22 protein-coding genes and 1 other RNA gene are annotated in these 21915 nt (G+C 44.0%); 10 read left to right on the forward strand and 13 right to left on the reverse strand.

All coding sequences use genetic code 11. From position 1 onward, the window contains the following. Positions 1–419: 419 nt before the first annotated feature. The 7 genes from AB4114_RS08515 to AB4114_RS08545 all read right to left on the reverse strand — a co-directional run bounded on the left by AB4114_RS08515 (position 420) and on the right by AB4114_RS08545 (position 5823). Positions 420–1376 (reverse strand): D-2-hydroxyacid dehydrogenase, encoded by a 957-nt coding sequence (locus tag AB4114_RS08515; RefSeq protein WP_441988065.1) that lies wholly within the window; start codon positions 1374–1376, stop codon positions 420–422. A 135-nt stretch (positions 1377–1511) separates the two neighbouring features. Continuing rightward, positions 1512–2705 (reverse strand): putative glycoside hydrolase, encoded by a 1194-nt coding sequence (locus AB4114_RS08520; RefSeq protein WP_441988066.1) that lies wholly within the window; start codon positions 2703–2705, stop codon positions 1512–1514. A 186-nt stretch (positions 2706–2891) separates the two neighbouring features. Beyond that, positions 2892–3116 (reverse strand): Sec-independent protein translocase subunit TatA/TatB, encoded by a 225-nt coding sequence (locus AB4114_RS08525; RefSeq protein WP_441988067.1) that lies wholly within the window; start codon positions 3114–3116, stop codon positions 2892–2894. Between the two features lie 124 nt (positions 3117–3240). Next, on the reverse strand, positions 3241–3435 hold the full coding sequence (locus tag AB4114_RS08530; RefSeq protein ID WP_056616326.1) for a hypothetical protein: 195 nt from the start codon (positions 3433–3435) through the stop codon (positions 3241–3243). Between the two features lie 130 nt (positions 3436–3565). Then, positions 3566–4387: a YitT family protein gene (locus AB4114_RS08535; RefSeq protein ID WP_441988068.1), complete on the reverse strand. Its 822-nt coding sequence runs from the start codon at positions 4385–4387 to the stop codon at positions 3566–3568. Positions 4388–4536: 149 nt separating this feature from the next. Beyond that, positions 4537–5229: a DUF4247 domain-containing protein gene (locus AB4114_RS08540; protein ID WP_441988069.1), complete on the reverse strand. Its 693-nt coding sequence runs from the start codon at positions 5227–5229 to the stop codon at positions 4537–4539. Positions 5230–5286: 57 nt separating this feature from the next. Beyond that, positions 5287–5823 (reverse strand): DUF4178 domain-containing protein, encoded by a 537-nt coding sequence (locus tag AB4114_RS08545; protein ID WP_441988070.1) that lies wholly within the window; start codon positions 5821–5823, stop codon positions 5287–5289. A 286-nt stretch (positions 5824–6109) separates the two neighbouring features. Between AB4114_RS08545 and AB4114_RS08550 the strand changes: the two genes are divergently transcribed. The 3 genes from AB4114_RS08550 to ssrS all read left to right on the forward strand — a co-directional run bounded on the left by AB4114_RS08550 (position 6110) and on the right by ssrS (position 9159). After that, positions 6110–7735, forward strand: a complete 1626-nt coding sequence (locus tag AB4114_RS08550; RefSeq protein WP_173116464.1) for a DEAD/DEAH box helicase — start codon at positions 6110–6112, stop codon at positions 7733–7735. Positions 7736–8091: 356 nt separating this feature from the next. Beyond that, entirely contained in the window at positions 8092–8928 is an 837-nt protein-coding gene (locus AB4114_RS08555; protein WP_441988071.1) for a YesL family protein, read from the forward strand. Positions 8929–8977: 49 nt separating this feature from the next. Further along, positions 8978–9159: non-coding RNA, 6S RNA (ssrS, locus tag AB4114_RS08560), on the forward strand. Positions 9160–9224: 65 nt separating this feature from the next. Here ssrS and xylB read toward each other — a convergent pair. Then, positions 9225–10757: a xylulokinase gene (gene xylB / locus AB4114_RS08565; protein WP_441988072.1), complete on the reverse strand. Its 1533-nt coding sequence runs from the start codon at positions 10755–10757 to the stop codon at positions 9225–9227. Between the two features lie 345 nt (positions 10758–11102). Here xylB and AB4114_RS08570 point away from each other — a divergent pair, with 345 nt between their 5' ends. Both AB4114_RS08570 and AB4114_RS08575 read left to right on the forward strand, forming a co-directional pair. Continuing rightward, a complete protein-coding gene (locus tag AB4114_RS08570; RefSeq protein ID WP_441988073.1) occupies positions 11103–12449 on the forward strand; it encodes an Nramp family divalent metal transporter in 1347 nt (448 codons plus the stop codon). Between the two features lie 147 nt (positions 12450–12596). Beyond that, on the forward strand, positions 12597–12986 hold the full coding sequence (locus AB4114_RS08575; protein ID WP_056616306.1) for a DUF1499 domain-containing protein: 390 nt from the start codon (positions 12597–12599) through the stop codon (positions 12984–12986). Positions 12987–13055: 69 nt separating this feature from the next. On the opposite strand, the gene tpx is transcribed toward AB4114_RS08575, so the two are convergent. Continuing rightward, positions 13056–13574, reverse strand: coding sequence for a thiol peroxidase (gene tpx / locus AB4114_RS08580; RefSeq protein WP_056616303.1), 519 nt, complete (start codon positions 13572–13574; stop codon positions 13056–13058). A gap of 158 nt (positions 13575–13732) precedes the next feature. On the opposite strand from tpx, the gene AB4114_RS08585 reads away from it, so the two are divergent. After that, positions 13733–14617 (forward strand): LysR family transcriptional regulator, encoded by an 885-nt coding sequence (locus AB4114_RS08585; RefSeq protein ID WP_171634030.1) that lies wholly within the window; start codon positions 13733–13735, stop codon positions 14615–14617. Between the two features lie 51 nt (positions 14618–14668). Here the strand turns inward: AB4114_RS08585 and AB4114_RS08590 are convergent, their stop codons facing one another. Together AB4114_RS08590 and AB4114_RS08595 are read right to left on the reverse strand one after the other, a co-directional pair. Then, positions 14669–15358 carry a zinc metallopeptidase gene (locus AB4114_RS08590; protein WP_441988074.1) on the reverse strand — a complete coding sequence of 230 codons (690 nt, stop codon included), beginning with the start codon at positions 15356–15358 and terminating at the stop codon, positions 14669–14671. Positions 15359–15380: 22 nt separating this feature from the next. Further along, on the reverse strand, positions 15381–15821 hold the full coding sequence (locus AB4114_RS08595; RefSeq protein WP_171634032.1) for a MerR family transcriptional regulator: 441 nt from the start codon (positions 15819–15821) through the stop codon (positions 15381–15383). Between the two features lie 305 nt (positions 15822–16126). Here AB4114_RS08595 and AB4114_RS08600 point away from each other — a divergent pair, with 305 nt between their 5' ends. From AB4114_RS08600 to AB4114_RS08610, 3 genes are read left to right on the forward strand one after another with little or no spacing between them, the layout of a single operon-like run. Beyond that, complete coding sequence (locus tag AB4114_RS08600; protein WP_441988075.1) at positions 16127–17512, forward strand: ammonium transporter; 1386 nt, start codon at positions 16127–16129, stop codon at positions 17510–17512. Positions 17513–17551: 39 nt separating this feature from the next. Continuing rightward, positions 17552–18634 (forward strand): DUF294 nucleotidyltransferase-like domain-containing protein, encoded by a 1083-nt coding sequence (locus AB4114_RS08605; RefSeq protein WP_441988076.1) that lies wholly within the window; start codon positions 17552–17554, stop codon positions 18632–18634. A 51-nt stretch (positions 18635–18685) separates the two neighbouring features. Next, positions 18686–19420, forward strand: a complete 735-nt coding sequence (locus tag AB4114_RS08610) for an exonuclease domain-containing protein (RefSeq protein ID WP_441988077.1) — start codon at positions 18686–18688, stop codon at positions 19418–19420. Here the strand turns inward: AB4114_RS08610 and AB4114_RS08615 are convergent. Both AB4114_RS08615 and AB4114_RS08620 read right to left on the reverse strand, forming a co-directional pair. Then, positions 19414–19842, reverse strand: a complete 429-nt coding sequence (locus AB4114_RS08615) for a Mov34/MPN/PAD-1 family protein (protein ID WP_441988078.1) — start codon at positions 19840–19842, stop codon at positions 19414–19416. The two genes, AB4114_RS08610 and AB4114_RS08615, sit on opposite strands and share 7 nt — an antisense overlap. Positions 19843–19884: 42 nt before the next feature. After that, positions 19885–21195 carry an MFS transporter gene (locus tag AB4114_RS08620; protein ID WP_441988079.1) on the reverse strand — a complete coding sequence of 437 codons (1311 nt, stop codon included), beginning with the start codon at positions 21193–21195 and terminating at the stop codon, positions 19885–19887. 129 nt (positions 21196–21324) lie between these two features. Here AB4114_RS08620 and AB4114_RS08625 point away from each other — a divergent pair, with 129 nt between their 5' ends. Beyond that, positions 21325–21861 (forward strand): TlpA family protein disulfide reductase, encoded by a 537-nt coding sequence (locus AB4114_RS08625; protein ID WP_441988080.1) that lies wholly within the window; start codon positions 21325–21327, stop codon positions 21859–21861. Positions 21862–21915 lie beyond the last annotated feature (54 nt).

Raw genomic sequence — 21915 nt, forward strand, 5'->3', positions numbered from 1 at the left:
TCCCGACTACCAGAACCCCAGAACCCCAGAACCCCAGAACCCCAGAACCCCAGAACCCCAGAACCCCAGAACCCCAGAACCCCAGAACCCCAGAACCCCAGAACCCTTGAACACCAGAACACTTGAATACCTGAATACTTGAATACCTGAATACCTGAACTCCGTAAACTCCCAAATTCTTCTGCTCCAGCTCACCAACTTATCCGCTTACGGACATAGAGGACGCTATTTGGCTTAAATATGAACCTTAAAAACTCTAACGGTCACAGTGGATGCTATTCAGCAGAATTAGTTCTTTATTCGAGTTGAAATGGCACAATAACGACAATCATGTCCGTTAGATTAACAAACATCCTTTTTGTGTAGAAATAACGATCATCATGTCCGTTAGAGTTTGCAGGGGGAGCCTGACAACCAAATTAATAACCTTCTGCCAAGTCCACGACATTGATCATCTCTCCGCCATCCAGCATCGCACGTAAATTGTGATAGAAAATGGTGGAAACGCGATCCGTGTAATGCTCAGATGACCCAGCAATATGAGGGGTTAGGATGACATTCTTCATGCCCCACAGGGGGGAAGACGCAGGTAACGGCTCTTGCTCAAAAACATCTAACGCTGCGCCAGCAAGTTTGCCTTCCTGCATGGCTTGAATCAAAGCATGTTCGTCCAGCACATCACCGCGAGCTAAGTTAATGAAAAAGGCGCTCGGCTTCATAAGCGCTAGATGCTCTTTTTGCAAGAAGCCCCGTGTTTTCACTGTGCTTGGAAGCAGAACGACAATGAAATCGCTTTGTGATAGCAGCAGCTGAAGACCCTCTTCACCGTGAACGGTTGTATCGAGGGCAGCTTGTGGTGTCCCCGAACGATTCAGGCCGATGACCGACATATCGAACGCTTTGGCTTTGCGAGCAACAGCCTCACCGATGGCCCCAGCCCCGATTATCCCAATCGTTTTACCGTGCAATTCACCAAAGCGAACTTGATTGTCCCACACGTGCTGCTGCTGATTATCATGAAGTAAATTAGCTTTCCGAACCCATTGCAGCATGAGACTCAGCGCGAATTCACTCATTTGAATGGTGTGGACACCTCTAGCATTCGTGACAATCACTTGACGTTGATCTAGCTCCGCAAGAGGCAGTTTATCAACGCCTGCAGATAAGGTTTGCACCCACTTCAACTTCTGAGCTCGTCTGACGATGTCAGGGTGTAATCGACCTGCTGAGATGATCACATCAGCATCAGGGAGCAGATCGCCAGCATCCTTGGAAGAGGAAAACCAATGAAACTGGATGCGTTCTTTCAAGTCTTGAGGGACTTGCTCTTGCATTGAAGTTAGATTCATACCTGTTACAGCAACTATTTTCAGCATATCATCACATCCTTTTTAATTTTTGAAATGAATACTACCATGATAAATGAAATGGAAACCCAATGTAAACACGGACCGCAAGCAGAAATACCCCGAGAGCCTACATAGCTCTCGAGGTACTAACATAGTTGGCTATTAATAATTTACGTTAGCCGTGTAATTATTGTTGGCATTCCATAGTAAATACTCATTAACACCGTTTTCCTTCAAGGCTCGAATCTGCTCATCTAATTCATGCTTGCCGTATTTAATATAGCCTGGCACCCAAGAAGCAGTGAAGTCTTGTATCCAAGGGCGGATAACAGGTTTCCAGCCTTTCTTATCAATAGCTTCAAGCTTCTTATTGGTATCCTTTGAAGCACCATTAATTGTGGCATATGGTGCAGCATCAGGTACTTTGGAGCCAAACCAACCTGTGCTGTAATGACTTGGATAAATCATTGGAGCAATGACATCGACATTTTGTGAGATTTTCTCGAAATCTTGACCGATGCCTTCTGCTGCCGGAACAGACGCTGCATATCCGAAAATGTCAACAGAGACACGAACACCAAGTGGAGATAATTGCTCCCTCGCATATTTCACGAAGGAAGAGACCGCATCAATTCGTGAACGCTCATCTTTGGTATATTTGAGAATGTCTGCTCGTTTCTCGAAGCCTTCTGGGAAGCGAACGTAATCAAACTGAATTTCTTTGAAGCCTGCTTTGACAGCTTCTTTGGCAACAGCGATATTGTAGTCCCATACCTCTTTGCTGTACGGATTCACGAAGCTATCAGGAGGGTTTTTACCGTTCCCCCACAACGTGCCATCTGGATTAACGAAAGATAATTCAGGTTTCTTTTTAGCAAGAATCGTGTCTTTGAAGACAACAATACGAGCAATTGGATAAATGTTATGTTCTTGGAGTGTTGTCATGAGACCTGGCATATTGCCAATGATTTTCTGCGTGGTTCCCATTGCATCAAGCTCGGCATTCCCAGTCTCCCAAGTGATGTAGCCCCAGTCATCTTTCACATCGATAACCATCGCATTCAAATCGGTATCATCAAGTAATTTTACAAGCGTATTGAGTCGTGAACCGCCAGCACTGTGAGCAGTGGAGTAGATCCCTTTAACGACAGGAGCATCTTTCTGTGGATCTACCTTGTTGACAGGTGCGAGAGGATCCATAGCTTCCGAAGGTGTCGTAGGCGTGATGGGTTGAACGATAGCAACAGCGTTCTTCGCATCAAGCGAAGCTTGCACAAGCTGTTCAAAGCTTGCATCGGGGTTTGCGGCCGTAACATTACCCCAGATAAGGGCAAGTGAGGCGAGTAATATTTCCATGATGTATAAGTCCACTCCAATCCTTGTTTCTAGCTTTCATTATAAGCTAAGCGGGAAACTACGCACAGAGGAAATTTGTAGGCTTTTGTAGAAGCTTGTATGAGTCATTTGGCACATGAGGTACAGTCTTAAGTAGGATGGATTTAAACAAAAACACCTAGAAGCTTGGCCTCCAGGTGCTTGGACTTACTTATTCGATTCACTGTTCGATACTTCAGGGTTAATTTCTTTCCGTGCAATCGTAGGTGGATCATCCGTTGTTGAGTTGCTGCCGTTTCCATTTGTTGCATCTTTGAACTCACGGAACATTTTGCCAAAACCTCGACCAAGCTCAGGCAGTTTATTAGGCCCAAATAAAAGCAGGGCAACAATCGCAATTAGAATGATGTGCCAAGGAGATAAAGCTCCCATTCCAGACACCTCCAGTAAAATTTATCTTAGCTATATTATATCATGGTCTTATCATAACCCATATAGCCTATTTATTACAATTTTAATAACAGCATGGGCAAAAGGCATGCAAAAAAAGACACCCTCAATGGTACAGGGTGTCCTTATGATGTTCCGAAATGCTAAATTGAATAATTTCCATGACATCTTCCGCTGCGAGTGCCTCTATACCGAACCGTAGGACGATCTCGGATTCCAACTCATTGCTGGTTAAAGAGGGATACAACTCGGGCGTTAATTTCATTACAATCCTGGATAATTTGACTGTCTCCACAAGCATCACCCTTCCAATCAGAAGATTAGAATAAGAACTACGCCTGAACCTACCATCGATGAAAACCAGAACTATATGAAATTATATTCATTATAACACAATTCAAAATGGAATAAAGGGGCAGTTGGCTTATTTATCACTTGGGCTTTCGGAATTCCCCTACAACACCGACCGTTTCCACAATATTCACGAACGCTTTCGGGTCAATCTCTTTAATAATTCGCTTTAATTCCACGAGTTCATATCGCGTCGTAACCGTCATCAACATATCATGCTGCTGCTTCGTATAGGCACCTTCCGTTTTAATAAGTGTTACCCCTCTCGGGATCATGAGCAGCTTATTAATAATGGCATCCTTATGCTTCGTTACAATGAACGCGGTTACTTTAATATGGCGGATATGTATCATATCAACAGTTTTCCCGCTAATGAATATTGCTAACATTGAAAATAATGCAAGATCCCAATTATCTTTGAAATAGCCGAGAGCAACGATAACAATACCGTTCATCGAGGATAAAATGGTGCCAAGAGGGAAGTCATATTTCCGAGTTAAAATCAGTCCGACAATGTCAAACCCGCCGCTGGATCCCCCGATACGGAGCGTGATTCCGCTGCCAATACCAATAAGTACACCCCCAAAAACAGCTCCTAACATGGAATCTTTGGCTACGAAGTTCATAGGAATAATTTGCATCATCCATGTAGTAAAGACGACAGAGGCAACGCTGATCATGATGAAACGTTTACCAATGGAGACAAGTCCCCAAATCATGAGTGGCATGTTAAACAATAAGTAAAGAAATCCGATATTATAATCTGTAAAATAACCAATAATCATGGCAATACCTGAAACACCACCGCTAAGCAGCTGATGGGGAATGAGAAACATATTGAAGCCGACCGCGACAAGCAGTGCGCCAACTAGAATGATTAGAACATCTAGCGCCTTTTTCAAAACAAATCACCTCTAAAATAGTATGCAGCATATTGCAAGTATAATTCATTCTTATAAAACTGCAATCATTATTTAGACGGTGGACAATTAACTCGAATTACATAAAAAAAGCTGTGTCCAAAAGATGGACAGCAGCTTGTGAGTAAAATTTATCGGCGCTTGAAGGAGCCGGTTTTCTTGGTGGTACTTGGCTTGCTTGTACTCGGTTTACTTGTTGATGGCTTCGTTACTTTATTAGGAGTTGAACCATCATTCTTACGCGCCGTTGAGGAGCTCCCAGAGCTTGGATTTGCTGCACCGCTCGTGAATCCTCCCGTTCGATCTGACGTAGTAGGCTTCGTCTCCTTGGTGGAACCTGTAGTCGGTGTTGTTGCTTTGTAATTCGGCGTCTTCGTGTAGCCGCGGTAGTCATAAGAAGAGCCTCTATTGTTATTCCAGCCGCCACCGAATATAGATTGAAGCAGCGAGGCGGTTAAATAGCCTTGTAGGAAGGAGGAGTCATAATGGCTCTTGGCATATTCAATGCTATCGAGCTGGACTAATGTATTGTTGCTATCACTGGGATCTTTCTGGATATTGATAACCTTGTCCTTATACACAAGGAACATCTGATCCTCAGATTCCTTACTCTTCTCTTTGGGTGTTTCTTTGGCAGCCAATTCATTCGCGACTGTGGGTACATTCTTGCCTTCAACCGAGTAAACCTTAGACATCGTGGTTCCCTTGCCATCAACGCTTACTAACGGATATTCGTCCTTAATATAACGTCCAGCATCTGCGCCACATGCGGTAAGAAGAGCGATAATTAGTATGAAGGAAAGCCATGAAGTCCATCTCTTCATTTTCTGGTAGTCCTCCTTTCAGGTGTTTCCGAAACATGCTTTCATGATAACATATATCTAGGGCGTCGATTTCAAAAATTTAATTTGATTGCCGGGTGTGCGCTCGCCTTCTAGAGCAACGAATTTGCCATCCTGCCATTGAAGGAAGAAGAAGCGCTGATCCGGTCCGAAATATCGCCAGAAGATGATATCATCGCCGCTGCGGAAATCTGTGTTGCCTTCTGTCCGTGAGATGTCGTTGCGATGAAATTCCAAATCGAAAGTGACATCACCGTCTAACTCTAACCGGGTAGGCACATCATTGGGATCATCTAAAGCTCCTTCAATAAAACTGCATAAGAAGCAATCATAGGTTCTGCCTTTTTCCACAATCAAGCACTGAATATTTTTACCGCTTTGTAGATAATAAGCATAGCGATGTGGAGCAAATCCGCGGTCAAAATAAACGACTTTACCGGAGATGACATATTCCTCTAAGTCTACATTTACAATATCGCCAACACGCGCATCTTCAAGTGGATTGCCGACGGCTGCTGTTGTAGGTGGTTGCTTCTGACTGCGAAGAATGCTGCTAACACGTTTGAATATGGACATATGAAACTCTCCTCTGTACGATTCCGTTTTATTGTTCTCCCCTTTAATACGAGTTACTTATTCATTCGGTTTCGTTCGAATCGTTAAAAGTAGCCACTGGCAATCTGTGTATCACCTGTGCTATAATATTTTAGATGTTCTTAAGGGCGGCCAGTTGGATCATGGAAGATGACGAATCGAAAGTGTATTCCACCAAGAAACTATAGAGACGGATAGGAAGTCGTACTTAAGGGTAAAAAAGATACAAGGCATTAGCCTGCCCTGTACAAAAGGAGATTGAATTTATTTGAAAACATTTCAGGAGTTTGGTTTAGACGCATCGGTACTACGTGCGATTACGGAAATGGGCTTTGAAGAGTCCACACCAATTCAAGAGAAAACAATACCATTGGCCATGGAAGGCCGTGATTTGATCGGGCAAGCACAAACAGGAACTGGTAAAACGGCAGCATTCGGTATTCCATTAGTTAATAAAATCAATGTTAAAGAAGAGCGCATTTCGGCTTTAATCATGTGTCCAACACGGGAACTTGCCATTCAGGTTGCGGAAGAGATTGAAAAACTCGGTCGTTTCAAAGGCATTCGTTCTTTGCCAATTTACGGTGGACAGGATATCGTTAAACAAATCCGCGCTTTGAAAAAGAAACCACAAATCATTATCGGAACACCAGGACGTCTTCTTGACCATATTAACCGCAAAACAATCAAGCTTGATGATGTTCAAACGGTAATTTTGGATGAAGCAGATGAAATGCTTGATATGGGTTTCATGGATGATATCCAATCTATTCTTAAACTAGTTCCAGCAGAACGTCACACAATGTTGTTCTCTGCAACTATGCCGACTAACATTCAGAAATTGGCTCAACAATTCCTGACTAATCCAGAGCACGTTTCGGTAATCCCGAAACAAGTGAGCGCTCCTTTGATCGAGCAAGCTTACATTGAATTGCATGAGAAACAAAAGTTTGAAGCGCTTAGCCGTTTGATCGACATGGAAGCACCAGACCTAGCAATTATCTTCGGACGCACGAAGCGTCGGGTAGATGAGTTGGCAGAAGCTCTTCAAAAAAGAGGTTATGCTGCTGAGGGACTTCATGGTGACTTGTCCCAAAATCAACGTGATAACGTAATGAGAAAATTCCGTGATGGCAGTATTGATGTTCTTGTAGCAACTGACGTTGCTGCTCGTGGACTAGATGTATCAGGTGTTACTCATGTTATCAACTTTGACCTTCCGCAAGATCCAGAGAGCTACGTTCACCGTATCGGCCGTACAGGTCGTGCAGGTAAAGAAGGTACTGCTTGGACTTTTGTAACGCCACGAGAAATCGATCACCTTCACTTTATTGAGAAGGTTACACGCCATAAGATTAACAAAAAACCTTTGCCAAGCGTTGCAGAAGCGGTAGAAGGTAAACAAAAAATGACAGCTGAGCGTATTTTGGATATGCTTCAAAAAGAAGAGCATTCCGAATTTAAAGGCCTAGCTATTCAAATGCTTGAGCAATACGATTCCGTTAACTTGCTTGCAGCAGCGATGAAGCTTCTTACTGGAGACAAGAAAGATCTGAATATCGAATTGACACCAGAAGATCCGATTCGTGCAAGAAAGAAAAAATTCGATGTTCGCAGCTCAGGTAGACGTGTTGGCGGTGGATACGGTTCAGGATCAGGTTCAAGCGATCGTCGTCAAGGTGGCGGCGGTTACGGTGGATCAGGTTCAGGATCAGGCAACTCCTCAAGCGGTGGTTCACGTTACCCGCGTAAGGATAGCAGAGATTACGGTTCAAACAGAGAAGGCGGAAGCAGCTCAACTTCGAGAAATCGCGAATACGGAAGCAACAACTCCGGGAATCGTGATCGTTCCAGAGCGCCGCGCAAAAGTGAAGATACACTTGTAAACAAATAAGATGTCGCACGTAAAAGGCGGAGATCCTTAGGATCTCCGCTTTTTTTTACCATGTATATGGATTAAAGTACGAATGAGCTAGTGATGATAACTAACAAGATGAAAAGTACCAAAATAGCACCTGCGGATGTTCCAACTGGATGAGACATAATATCAACCTCCTGAAGAATGATTTGGGGGTGATGCGTCTAGACAATACTATATTATGTAAAAGTACCTATAACGACTAGACGGCTACCTATATGATGAAAAATAGGCTATAATTAAGTACATATACAAATAAGACATGCTATCGTCATGTCAGCAGTTAACAACGTAGAAAGTTTCCTGAAGGAAACGCTAAGGAGGAAGCAGTTTTGGAGTTTAAGGGAGTTATGGGAGGACTGTACAGAATATCGGAGTGGATTATGCGGTTATCCGTTATTAATTTACTTTGGATGCTTTGCTCGATTCCGGTATTCTTTTTCCTCTTTATGGGGTTAGTGAGTCAAACGCCGGACGCTTTGAAAGCTACGCTGCCGATTCTTGCAGTTTTGGCACCGTTTACTTTATTTCCTGCGACAACAGCTATGTTTGCAGTAGCTAGGAAATGGGTGACCGGAGAAGAAGATGTTCCTTTGTTAAAAACATTTTTCCGTGGATACAAAGAAAACTATATGCAAAGCATGCTTGGCGGTATTTTCTTTGTACTAATCTTCGTAATTATTGCTGTGAATTATTTCTTCTATTTGAAACAGGGCAGCTCGTTAAGGGTACTAGCCGTTCTCTTTATTGCTTTCACCGTAATCATGATTATTGCTTTGTTTAATTTCTTCTCTATTATCGTTCATTTGCACATGAAGATTTTTCAAATTGTCAAAAATTCAATTTTAATTACCATTGGTAATCCGATCAATTCGATTGTTTTGCTCATTTGTAATGGTGTTATTGTTTATATTTGCTTAACGAAGTTCAATTTCTTCTTAGTCGTATTCTTCATGGGTGCGATTGTTGCAACATTCTCCTTCTGGCAGTTTAACCGAAGCTTTACGAAACTTCAGACGAAACAACAGGAACTGGAAGAGAAGGAACAGCAGCGACTCGCAGAAGCCGAAGCGGCTGAAGAAGGCAATGATGAAGCGAGTGAGAGCGCAGTTAATGAATCTCCAATTAGCTTGCATAAAAAAGTTGAGAATGACAAGACTAAAGATTAATCCTTCCAGTTGATTATCAGCGTGGTAGGATCTATAATAAGAAAACAGAAGAAATCTGCGATGCCCGTAACGGTTTTAAGTTGTTTTAAACCAATGACTGTTTCTAGGGAGACCTATATTGAAGTGTGGCTGACATGCCCTCGAAAGGGGACCTCAAATACACGTCTGCGGACACCCACCTGCGAGAGCGGGTTTGAAGCACCGAAACCGGACGGCATAGGCGGGTTTCTTCGAACAAAAAAGAGGTTGAACAGGCATCATGCCTGCTCAACCTTTTTTTGCGTTCTTACCGGTTCTCATTGCTGCTCGGCAAGATCCGTTAACTGATGGAACGTGCTTTGAAGTGTCGGATATAAACTGCGGTAGATTTTATAATAAGCTTCATATTGAAGTTGGTTAGCCGCATTCGGTTCTACGCGATCTGTAATTTCAATCCAATCTTCGCATAATTGCGTAATATCGACTTTGAGAACGCCGGATGCAGCCATGATCGCTGCGCCATAGGCAGGACCATCCGTTGAATTGACAGTCACGACTGGAATTCCAAAGATGTCAGCGATCATTTGACGCCAGAAAGGACTTCTAGCTCCGCCTCCGTTAACACGAAGCTCCGTAACTTCGATTCCGGATTCTCGAATCAATTCCATAGAATCGCGAAGCCCGAAGGTGATACCTTCAAGTACAGCGCGGGTCAAATGGGCCTTCTCGTGTCTTAGGTTAAGCCCGATGAAAGCACCGCGTGCTTTCGGATCAGGATGTGGCGTACGTTCCCCAGATAAATAAGGAAGGAACAATAAACCTTCACTCCCAAGTGGTGCTGTAGCTGCTTCTGCTGTCAGTATTTCGTACACATCTTTGCCTTCTTGCTCAGCGCGTGCAAGCTCTTCACTGGCAAAGTGATTGCGCCACCACTGGAATGAGCCGCCAGCCGCGAGCATAACGCCCATGCGGTGCCATTTGCCTGGCACGCCGTGACAGAAGGAATGAAGCCGGTACGCTTCATCTACTTGATAAGTGTCGTCGTGGACGAAGACGACGCCGGAAGTGCCGAGCGCCACCGAGGCGATGCCTTGGCGGACGACGCCAACACCTACGGCGCCGCATGCTTGGTCGCCGCCGCCCACAACGATCGGCGTGCCTGGGGCTAAGCCAGTGAGCACTGCTGCCTCCGGCAGCAGGTGCCCGGCAATGTCGCCGGACTCATAGAGCGGCGGCAGCCACTCGAGCGGGATCTCTAACCGCTCAGCGACGGTTTGAGACCAGCTGCGATTGGCTACATCGAGCAGCAGCGTGCCGCTGGCGTCGGCCATGTCCATGCCGAACGCACCCGTCAGGCGCAGCCTGACGTAGTCCTTCGGCAGCAGCAGATGCCGAACGCAGGCGTAGTGCTCCGGCTCATACTGCCGGAGCCATAAGAGCTTGGGCGCGGTGAAGCCGGTCAGCGCCCGATTGCCTGTGAGGCGACCGAGCTCGGCTTCGCCGACGGTCGCTTCGATATAGGCGCACTGCTCCGCGGTGCGCTGATCGCACCAGAGCAGCGCAGGCCGGATGACCTGCTGCGCCTCGTCGAGGAAGACCGACCCGTGCATCTGACCGGAGAAGCCAACACCAGCTACAGCGTCGCCCGATATGCCAGTGCTAGATAGGAGTCCTTGTATGCCTGCAATCGTGGCATTCCACCAATCTTCAGGATGCTGCTCAGCCCAACCTGGATGTGGTTGTTGCAGCGGATATGGAGCAGAATGTGAGCCGATAACTGTACCGGCTTCATCCACTAGGATGCATTTAATGGCAGAAGTACCTAAATCTAAACCCATAAAATAAGCCATGAGATCACCCTTTTATAATGAATTATGGTTATTGCTTCGATACTCTTTGTTTGTTTATTGAATATACAAAGATAACTTATTCAATGTATTCGCCCACGCTTTCAAATATCCTTCTTTTCCAGTCGATTATTCCTATGAATTTTTGCGGAGAAGGGTATGCTTGAAAGAATAGATCATCCTCAGCTGTAAAAGTGGTAAAACATGTCTCAAAACTTTCCTCAGGGAAAAATAATTTCATTGGAACATAAATGTTTACCTGTAGCATAAGATGGGGTTATGTAGTATACTACATATAAATGTTTCCCTAGAACAACATTATTGGTCTTGTGAAAGAAGGGTTAAGCTATGGAAATTGCGAAAAAGGAACCAGTTCAAGATCCGATCGGATGGCGTAAGGATTCTTCAATGCCGAGTCTACCTGAAGTTCATCATAGTATGAAAGTGCCTAAAAAAGCTGGCTTTTTCAGAAAGCTGTTAGCTTTTGTGGGACCTGGCTATCTGGTAGCTGTCGGTTATATGGATCCAGGTAACTGGGCGACAGATTTGGCCGGGGGTTCCCAATTTGGATATACACTACTTTCAGTCATTTTAATTTCTAATCTAATGGCCATACTTTTGCAGGCTTTGTCTGGTCGATTAGGTATTGTAACAGGTCGAGATTTGGCGCAAGCGTGCCGTGATCATTATAGTAAGCCCGTTTCTTATGTGCTTTGGTTTCTATGTGAGCTTGCGATTGCTGCTTGTGATCTAGCTGAAGTAATCGGTGCCGCGATTGCTTTGCAGTTACTGTTCGGGTTGCCGCTCATCTATGGGGTGATTCTGACGGCCTTAGATGTCATTCTGGTGCTTATGCTGCAGAAGAAAGGCTTTCGCTATATTGAAGCGATGGTTATTAGCTTAATTGCCCTCATTATGGTTTGTTTTATTATGGAGCTTATTTTCTCCCGACCTGAATTTGCAGCTGTAGCTGCGGGCTTCATTCCAACAACTGAAATTGTAACGAATCCAGCCATGTTATATATTGCTCTAGGTATTCTAGGTGCGACGGTCATGCCGCATAATTTATACTTGCACTCATCCATCGTTCAGACGCGTAAAATTGAACCTACGATTGAAGCGAAACGCGAAGCGATCAAATTCTCAACCATTGATACAACAGTTGCCCTGATGCTAGCACTATTCGTAAACGCGGCCATTCTCATTCTTTCCGCGGCAGCTTTTCATTCAGCTGGGAAAGAAGTTGCTGAGATTCAAGATGCCTATCATCTCCTTGGGCCTATGTTGGGCACAGGGGCAGCAAGTATATTGTTTGCTGTAGCACTACTAGCATCGGGTCAGAATTCAACGCTTACCGGCACACTGGCCGGGCAGATTGTCATGGAAGGATTTCTGAACATTCGTCTAACACCATGGCTGCGCCGGTTGATCACTCGGTTAATTGCCATCATACCTGCGGTCATCGTGATTGGAATCTACGGAGAGAGCGGAGCGACGGATCTACTCATTCTCAGTCAGGTTATTTTGTCCTTGCAATTATCTTTTGCTGTGATACCGCTAGTTACTTTTACTTCAGATCGTAAAAAAATGGGTGTGCTCGTGATCCCAAAATGGATGGCGGTATTGAGTTGGTTTGTTGCCATTTTAATCGCGGCATTAAACGCATATTTGCTATATACGACATTTTTTGGATAATGGAATATATGCTTAACCAGAATCGGGGGAGAAATCCCTCGATTTTTCATTTACCTCTTTTTCTAAAGCCTAATCAATGGTATTATAGAGAATAGTGTTGAAATGGCAAGTGGTCTACATGCACTTCATTGAAGGGGGAAAGGGCTTTTGCTAAAGAGAACTTTAATCGGATTAGTACGTAGTCATGAAACGACAGGGGAAAAAGCTAGAGATCCTTTACTTAAAACTAGATATTTTAAGCTGCCGAAGGAGCAAGTTTGGGAAGAGGTAACGGCTGTATTGAAGAAAACTCCAGGGTACAAGCTATTACATGAGGTCCCGAACGTAGGAGAAATCCTTGCTGAGCGCAAAACGGTTACAGGAAGAACCCAGGACGTAACGTTGACCTTATTTGCCATTAATCCTGTGAAAACAGCTGTTGATATTTATTCGGCTTCACGTGGTTCGATGGGGGATCTTGGATCCAATTATCGTACGATATTAGATATTTATAAACAATTAGATCGTAAGCTTGCTTCATATAAAATTGATGGATAACAAAAACAGCAGGGAAGCTTGGCCTCCTTGCTGTTTTATTTTAAATATAGCCGTTTAGTTTAATATGGATTAAACTAATTTTTTAACAGCTTCTACAGCTGCTTCATAGTTCGGGTGAGCTGTCATTTCGCCAAGGTACTCAACGTATTGAACAGTGTCATTAGCATCGATTACGAAAATAGCGCGCATATCTAATTGAATTTCTTTGATCAATACGCCGTAAGCTTCGCCAAAGGATTTTGTTTTGTAATCGGATAATGTGATTACTTTGTCGATGCCTGCAGCGCCACACCAGCGAGCTTGAGCGAAAGGAAGATCAACGCTGATTGTAAGAACAGCAACATTGTCGCCTAGGCCAGCTGCTTCTTCATTGAAACGACGTGTTTGTGCATCGCAAACGCCTGTATCTAAGGAAGGAACTACGGAGATCAATTTCACCTTACCTGCGTAATCAGCAAGTGATACTTGCGTCATCAAATCTTTGTTAACTTTGAAATCAGGTGCTTTGTCACCTACTTTAATTTCGGGTCCTACCAAAGTGATAGGATTGCTTTTCAGGGTAGCAACACCAGTACGTTCTTGTGCCATTGAATGATTTCCTCCTTTATTATCCATGCTAAATAACAACTCACTTATTATAAGCTTTTTACAGATAAGTTGTCCAATCGTTGCTATCGAGCTATAATCGGATTCAAAGAAGGAGTTTTGTTTCTTCATCATGTAGTCAAGTCGGGGGATTTACTCAAGTGGAATTAAGACAATTGCAATATTTCGTGAAGGTTGCTAGGAAGCAGCACGTGACACAGGCAGCGGAAGAGCTGCATGTAGCACAGTCTGCGGTTAGCCGGCAAATTCATATGCTGGAAGAGGAACTTGGCGTTGATTTATTTGTTCAAAAGGGGCGCAATTTACATTTAACCTCGGTGGGACATTTATTTTTAAGTCGAGTAGAAGGTATTCTTACGGATTTAGAACGTGCGGTGGGGGAAATACATGAGTTTCTTGATCCAGAGGCTGGCGAGATTCGTATTGGCTTTCCACATAGTCTGGTTATCAATTTACTACCTGCTGTTGTTGCGGCATTTAAAAAAAATCATCCGAATGTGAAGTTTAGACTTCGTCAAGGTACATACACATCGTTAATTCGTGATGTTTCGAGAGGTGAGATTGATCTCGCTTTTATTTCACCCTTTCCGAAATCCCATGAGCATGTGACAGGTGAAATTTTATTGACAGAAGAACTGTATGCAATCATTCCTGCCAATCATATTTTGGCAGACTATACGTCAATTCGCCTTGAGCAGTTGAAGAATGAACCTTTCGTTATGTTTAGTGAAGAGTATACGCTTCGAACGATCGTGATGGATGCGTGCCAGAAGGCGGGCTTTGTTCCTAAGATTGAGTTTGAAGGTGAGGAGACGGATACGATTCGTGGGCTTGTTGCCGCGGGTATGGGTGTCAGCTTACTTCCGGCGATGGCATTATTGGAAAGTGGGCAAACACAGCCGGTCAAAATAAGAGTAACAGATCCTCAAGTTACAAGGACGGTTGGTTTGATTTGTCGGAAGGATGTAAAGCTGCCTCTGGTGGCTGAAGTGTTTCGGCGTTTCTTATATGATTATTTTAAATGAGAAAAGCTCTCCCAACAGGTCATGAACCTGTAAGGGAGAGCTTTTCTTTTATTAATCATCGTTATTGCGACCATTGAAAATCATCATGTACTTGAGAAGCTCAAGTACGGAGATCAAAGCAGCAGCTACATAAGTGAGTGCGGCAGCATTCAAAACCTTAGCCACTCCGCGTTCTTCTTCATTAGAGATGAACCCTTGAGCCACCATTTCATCGCGTGCTCTTGAGCTGGCGTTAAATTCAACAGGTAGCGTTACTAATTGAAAAGCTACGGCTGCTGCGAAGAAGATGATACCGACACCCAAGAGCCAGGGGATCTGCTGGAAGAAGAAACCCGCTAGGATCAGAATGGGAGCCACACCGGAAGCGAAGTTAACGACAGGGAACATCTTGTGTCTTGCGACGAGCATAGGGTAATGGACTTGGTGCTGAATAGCGTGACCTACTTCGTGACAGGCAACAGATACGGCTGAGATGGAGCTCTGGAAGTAAACAGGCTCCGACAGACGTACGGTTCGAGCCATTGGATCGTAGTGGTCTGTTAATGTCCCAGGTACAGCTTCAACGGGTACATCGTAAAGGCCATTAGCATCTAACATTCTTCTTGCGGCTTCGGCGCCAGTCATGCGTGAGTAGACAGGTACGCCCGACCATTTGTTAAAAGTTCCTCGCACTCGGAATGAGGCCCACATGGAAAGGCCGAATGCAATGATAATTAGGAAATCCATCGGGAAAAAAAACATAGGGCATTCCTCCGTATTTCAATTATGAGAACGGATTTTTACCTAAAAGGACAATAAGTGCTTCGATACACGCTGCGGTCGGTTGTGTCAGAATATGATACAGCTTTTTCAACTGCTTAGGCTTCAATTGCTGAACAAGTGGGCTGAGTTCTTTGGCTTCCTTCATTAATTGTTCGAGATGCAATTGAAGGGATGTGAGCTTATCTGTCACAGTGTCATCGGAGGTCACTTTACTCCATTGCTGTAAGTTTACTTTGATTTCCTCTAAGGTATATTTCTCGTTCTTCATTGTTTCAATACGCCTCAGTCGGTGCAAAGTTTCATCACTGTACAGACGATAGTTCGTATCGGATCTTCTTTCAGGTTCGATTAAGCTAAGCTTGGTGTAGTAATCAATGGTTCGAGGGCTGACATCAGCAAGCTTGGCGAGCTCTCCGATTTTATAAAGCTTCTCATTCCCCATGCTAAATTCACCTCTACTCCAATGGTTTGAATTTTTTTCTTCTATATATAAACATGATACCTGATATTAAACCGTACAGTCAAACGTGATGCTTCGGAAAGCTGACATTGGATAATCGCGTAAAAAGGTGTTTTGAGTACGCCTATGAGCCGAAACACGAATTATGCCTGTTTCATGTCAGGTTATTTTTCGCTTTTTTCAATATTTTAACGAAAATCCTATTGTCAAACCCAAATATCCTGTATATAATGACATTAAGAGTTTCATTACATGTTACTTAATCTAACATTAAAGGAAGTGGTCGTATGGTTAAGAAATTGTTGTTAGCTTTCGGCGTTATGTCATTACTGTTCCCTACACTCGCATTTGCAGCGGATGAGGCGACAGCACCACAACTACAGAGTGCAATTGATGCAGTATGGGTAATGTTAGCAGCAATCTTAGTCATCTTCATGCAAGCTGGTTTTGCACTTTTAGAAGCGGGGTCAACTAGAATGAAAAATGCCGGTCACGTAGCCGGTAAAACGATTTTAACTTTCGGATTATGTGCGATTGCATTCTGGGCTGTAGGATTTGGTTTCGCCTTCGGTGATGGTAATGCATTCTTCGGAACGACAGGGTTCTTCGTAACGGGCTTAGAAGATCAAGCGGCAGCAGCGTTCGGCTCTCTTTCCTTCTCTGACGTGCCAATCGGTATCAAATTCTTGTTCCAATTAGCATTCGCTGGTGTATCCCTCGCTATCGCATGGGGCGGTTTTGCAGAGAGAGCGAAGTTGCCGGTGTACTTCATCTTCGGAATTCTGTTTACAGTTGTTATCTATCCAATCGTAGCGCACTGGGTATGGGGCGGCGGCTGGTTGAGCAAATTGGGTATGCAAGATTTCGCGGGTTCTACCGTTGTTCACTTACAAGGTGCAACTGCAGCGTTAGTAGCAACAATCTTGCTTAAACCGCGTATTGGCAAATATAATAAAGATAAAACACCTAATTTAATTCCAGGTCATAACCAAGTATTATCTGTTCTTGGTGTAATCATCCTATGGATCGGTTGGTTCGGTTTCAATCCAGGTAGTACGCTTAGTGCTATGGGTGACGGATTCTTCGGTTATATCGCATTGACAACGAATATGGCTGCTGCTGCAGGTGCTGTAGCTGCATTGATTATCTCTTGGATGTACTTCGGTAAAGCGGATATTCCTAGCATGTTGAATGGTGTTCTGGCAGCGCTTGTTGCCATCACTGCGGCATGTGCGTTCGTAGACGCTTGGGCGGCAATCGTTATTGGTGCAGTAGCGGGTATCGTGACATTCTTCACAGCACAATGGTTTGAAAGAGCTGGAATCGACGATCCAATCTATGCATTCTCTGTACACGGTATCGCTGGTATCTGGGGAACACTTTCCACTGGTTTATTCGCAACGCCTGAGCTTTCAGCGAAGGTTGGTATCGGTGGTGCAGGTTTATTCTACGGCGGTGGCTTCCACCAATTAGGTATTCAAGCGCTTGGTCTTGCTGGGGCTTTGGCATTCGTACTTGTTCTTTCCTTCATTATCCTAGGTATTCTTAAAGCTACAATTGGTCTTCGTGTTACGGAAGAAGAAGAAATCATTGGTCTGGATCTTTCCGAGCATGGTTCATACGGATATCCTGAACAAATGAAAAAAGCAGCTCAAAACGGCGTGTCCGTTTAACAACACTTATACTTTCTACTAGAGCAAAGGGGATGCAACATGAATCATCTCTCAATGGAACGGATCCTGGAACGCATACATCAGTCGGAGCAATTCGAGGAGATGCGAATCACCAGAGATCAGGTGCATGAGATGTTTCGGGAGCATCTCCTTTTTCCTTATACATCTGAATTGGGGCAGCGAATCAATCAAGTGCATGATGCGTTGATTCAAAGAACGACTCAGATTGCTGAACATTTGCTTGAGGATGAAGGATACGGTAAACCGCCTGTTGCATATGCTTTTATCTTATTAGGCAGTGGTGGCAGGAGAGAACAGACGCTGTGGAGTGATCAGGACAACGGACTCATTTATAGTGATAGTGAAACGCATACGAAAGATGAATTAGATCTTTATTTCGATAAACTTGCCTCGTATATCATTCGTGGTTTGGATGTGTTGGGTTATCCTCCTTGTGAAGGGGATGTCATATCCAGTAATCCGCAATGGCGTAAGTCACTGCAAGAATACACGGAGATGATGATCGGCTGGTTCGTGGAACCGGATTGGGAAAATGTACGCTACCTGCTCATTTTGGCAGATATGCGTTGTATTTATGGTTCAGAGCTATTAGTGACGAAGTTGAAACGATCGTTTCTTGACTATGTTCAGGAACATCCGGAACTATTGAAATATTTGTTATCGAACACATTGCATCACAAAATTTCGTTAGGTATATTTAGTCATTTAATTACAGAGCGTTATGGTGAAGATGCAGGTGGTTTTGATATCAAATATGGTGCTTATATTCCGATTGTAAATGGGATTCGGCTGCTTGCTATTCAAGCGGGAATTTTGGCCACTTCTACCATTGAACGAATTAAGCAGTTAAAGGTGAAGGGTGTTGTATCCGAGCAACTAGCCAATGATTGGGAAATGGCTTTTTCGATTGCTTTAAAGCTAAGAGATAGCACACCTTTTCAGTTAGATGAAGAGAAATATACGACAAGAGGTAAACTTACGGCAGATCAACTTAACAAAGAGATTCGCCTGCAATTAAAACAATGTCTACGAACGGGAATTCAGTTGCAGAAGTATGTCGGTAAGTCCATAAATTCACACATAGAGAGAGAAAAAGGTTAGAACGATCGGATTCGGAAATCACGTTTCATTGTGTAGGGAGAGGTGACTCGCGTGAAAGATATGCGTCCAGCAGGTCGTATGTGGCATTTATATAAGATGGGTGGTTTAACGCCAGCGTTAACCTCGATGTTTGATGCGCAAAGTGCGCAACAAATGGCCTTTATTCGGTCGATGCTGAAAGAGCAAAGAAAAGATTCTTTGTTTGAAATTCCTCTGCACGCGATGGAGATCGTGGTGTTTGATCTTGAAACGACGGGCTTCTCTCCATATAATGGTGACGAAATTATCTCGTTCGGCGCTGTCTCTGTTATTGGTGGTGAAGTGCAGACACAAGATACCTTCTATAAAATGGTGAACCCCAAACGCAAAATTCCAGATGAAATCGTTAAATTAACGGGTATTACGAACGAAATGGCTGGCGATGCACCTGATTTAATCGCTGTTTTAAGTGACTTTTTAGAATTTGTTCAGCAGAAAATTTTAGTGGCTCATGCCATAGGACATGATAAAAGTTTTTTGAACTCGGCCTTGTGGCGTACGTCCAAAGTTAGCTTATCCCATCGGGTTTTAGATATTATGATGATTGCGAAATGGCTCATGCCCAAACGAAAAAATCTGGGTTTAGATTCACTTCTGCATGCTTATGACATCCCGGTTACCGTGAGACATCATGCTCTGGAAGATGCACTTATGACAGCGCAATTATGGTCCAGATTTATGGAAGAAATAAGAGCGAGAAATGTAGACACATTAGGTGATTTATATGCGTTATTAAGCCATCATTGACCGATGACAAACGAAAGTTTGTGATATGCGGTAGTGGTGGTTTTTTTTAGGGAATAGACTTGGAGGTCAGGTTTATCTTCATGTTGCAGGGAAAGGATCCAATGAGTTGGAATGGTGTGCCAGAGCGTTGCGAGGTCCTCGGCAGAAGGGGTTGATACGGCAGTGGGGTGGGAATGAAAAATTCCGACGATCGTACGACGTTGATCCGTTAGGTAAGGAATCATGTCGATGGGATGGATGACGAATTGCTGTGTTGGATGCGCCGCGTGATTAGGAAGAGGGATAAATGTGTGGATGTGTAACTCATGTGTCGATGAGAAAGGAGCTTCCTGTATAAGGATGCCACATGCTTCGTTGGGAAGCGAGCGCCTACTGTGTGAGATCATTTCGTCATATAATTTTCTAGATAAACGTATGCTCACTTGCTCTCGCTCCTCACATGGCATGGACATGAGGTTAGTATATCATGTTTGTTTTTGCAATTCTGCTTTGGGTTTGATGAAGAAGAATACCAAAGCTAACATGATAACAGATAATGAAGCGACCGTGATAAAGAGTGTCTTATGTGAGATGCTCATGAGCCAACCGAACAACGGAGGGCCGAAGGCGACACCAATAAAACGTAAGCTATTATAGAGGGAAGTAATCATACCGCGTTGCTCTCGTTCTACCGATCCGGTAATGAGCGTGTTTAGGCATGGAAGCAGAAGTCCTGTTCCTATCCCACTGAGCGACAATAAGCCGATGAAGATATACAGGTTCCCGTTTAGAAATGTAGCCAAGGCAAGGGATACAACCATGGTTACAAGTCCGATATTCATGAGCCATCGCATGAGTTTGCCATTTTGTTTGATTTTCGCCCCTGTGGTATAAGAGGTAATGACGAGACAGAGCAAAGGGATTGCTAGGATAAGACCTTTGCGTACGCCTTCGATGTTGTAGGGCTTCTCTTCAAGAATCTGTGAGAGGTAGAATAGCACGCCGAATAGTATAAATAAGGTGATTGCACCAGCTATGAAGGCGGGAATTAGCCAATGGCCTTTGCTTCTCAGGATGGTTTTAATTTGCTTCAAATAGAGCTTAAGGGGTTCAGCTTCTTTCTCTTTAGCAGGTTCTTTGATCATGAATATAACAGCGAGTAGAGCGAGTAAACAAAAAAGTGGAAAAGCAAAAAATGGCGCAAACCAAATAATTAGCGCTAAAAGAGAACCGAGAATGGGACTCACGACTTTGCCTATTCCGTTGGAGGCTTCGATGAGTCCGAGGGCTTTGCTGGCCTTGGGTCCCTTATAAATATCGCCAACAAGTGCCATGGCAATAGGGGCTGTACCTGCGGCTCCAAGGCCTTGTATGGCTCTAGAAGCTATAAGTATAGGATAGGAATTCCAAACGGCGCCAAGCCCTGCTAGGATCCCTGCAGCACCGTACACGATGAGCGAGGGAATGATAACAGCTTTCCGCGTGAAGCGATCAGATAGATAACCGGATATCGGAATGATGAGGCCAGCTGTCAGTGAAAATAAAGTGATGATGAGTGAACTTTGGAAGCGTGAGATGTTCATTTTCTCTTGCAAATCTGGCAGAATCGGGACAAGCATTGAATTGCCAAGGACAAGCACCAAAGGGATGGAGGCAAGTGCGAGGTACTGCCAAACGCTTCCTTTCTCGTTTGTGTTTGTTTTTTTACTATTGGATGCGCCATCTTCTTCATGCTCATAAATTCTCATTTTATCGAGCGGATTCTTACTTCTTGTTTTCGCGGCAGCTTGTTTCATTTCACCGGTTCCTTTCATCGCAAAGAGTAGCTTTACTTTTCCCTAATGGGGTGAAAGCATACTTCAGGATTGTGATGTTGGAATTTTCGGTAATTTGGAGATAATATAGAGGGAGTGGAGGTTGATACTGTGAAGAAGAATCTCATCGTGATCGCTTTCGTCGTTCTATTGGCGGGCTTTGCGATTTATCAAAATGTACGGAATGAAGATAAACAAACCCTGATGCCAAGTGAGCAAGCGGCAAAAGTGAATTTCTTAGCGCCTTCATTTACCTTACAAGGGTTGGATGGGAAGGACTATTCCGTAGGCGGACCTCGTGAAAAGCCGATGTTCGTGAACTTCTGGGCATCCTGGTGTGGTCCTTGTGAGGGAGAAGCGCCTGATTTGGTGAATTTGTATAAGAAATATGAGGGGAAATTTGATCTCTATGCGGTGAATGTGACGCCTGGTGATAAAATGGACAATATCAAAAAATTCGTGGATACCTATCAGTATCCGTTCCCTGTGCTGCTCGATAAACAAGGGGCGAATGCCGATACCTATAACGTTATCGCTATTCCTACAAGTTTTCTTATTGATAAAAATGGCGTAATCAGGGAAATTATTCATGTTCTTTCCCCGAAAGAACTCGACAAGAAGATGGCAAGTCTTCTGAAGGAAGAATGACAAAAAAAGCTGCAAGAGAGCGATTTGCGCTCTTGCAGCTTTTTCGTATAAGGA

Source organism: Paenibacillus sp. 2RAB27 (genome assembly GCF_052115445.1).
In the GTDB taxonomy this organism is placed as follows: domain Bacteria; phylum Bacillota; class Bacilli; order Paenibacillales; family NBRC-103111; genus Paenibacillus_E.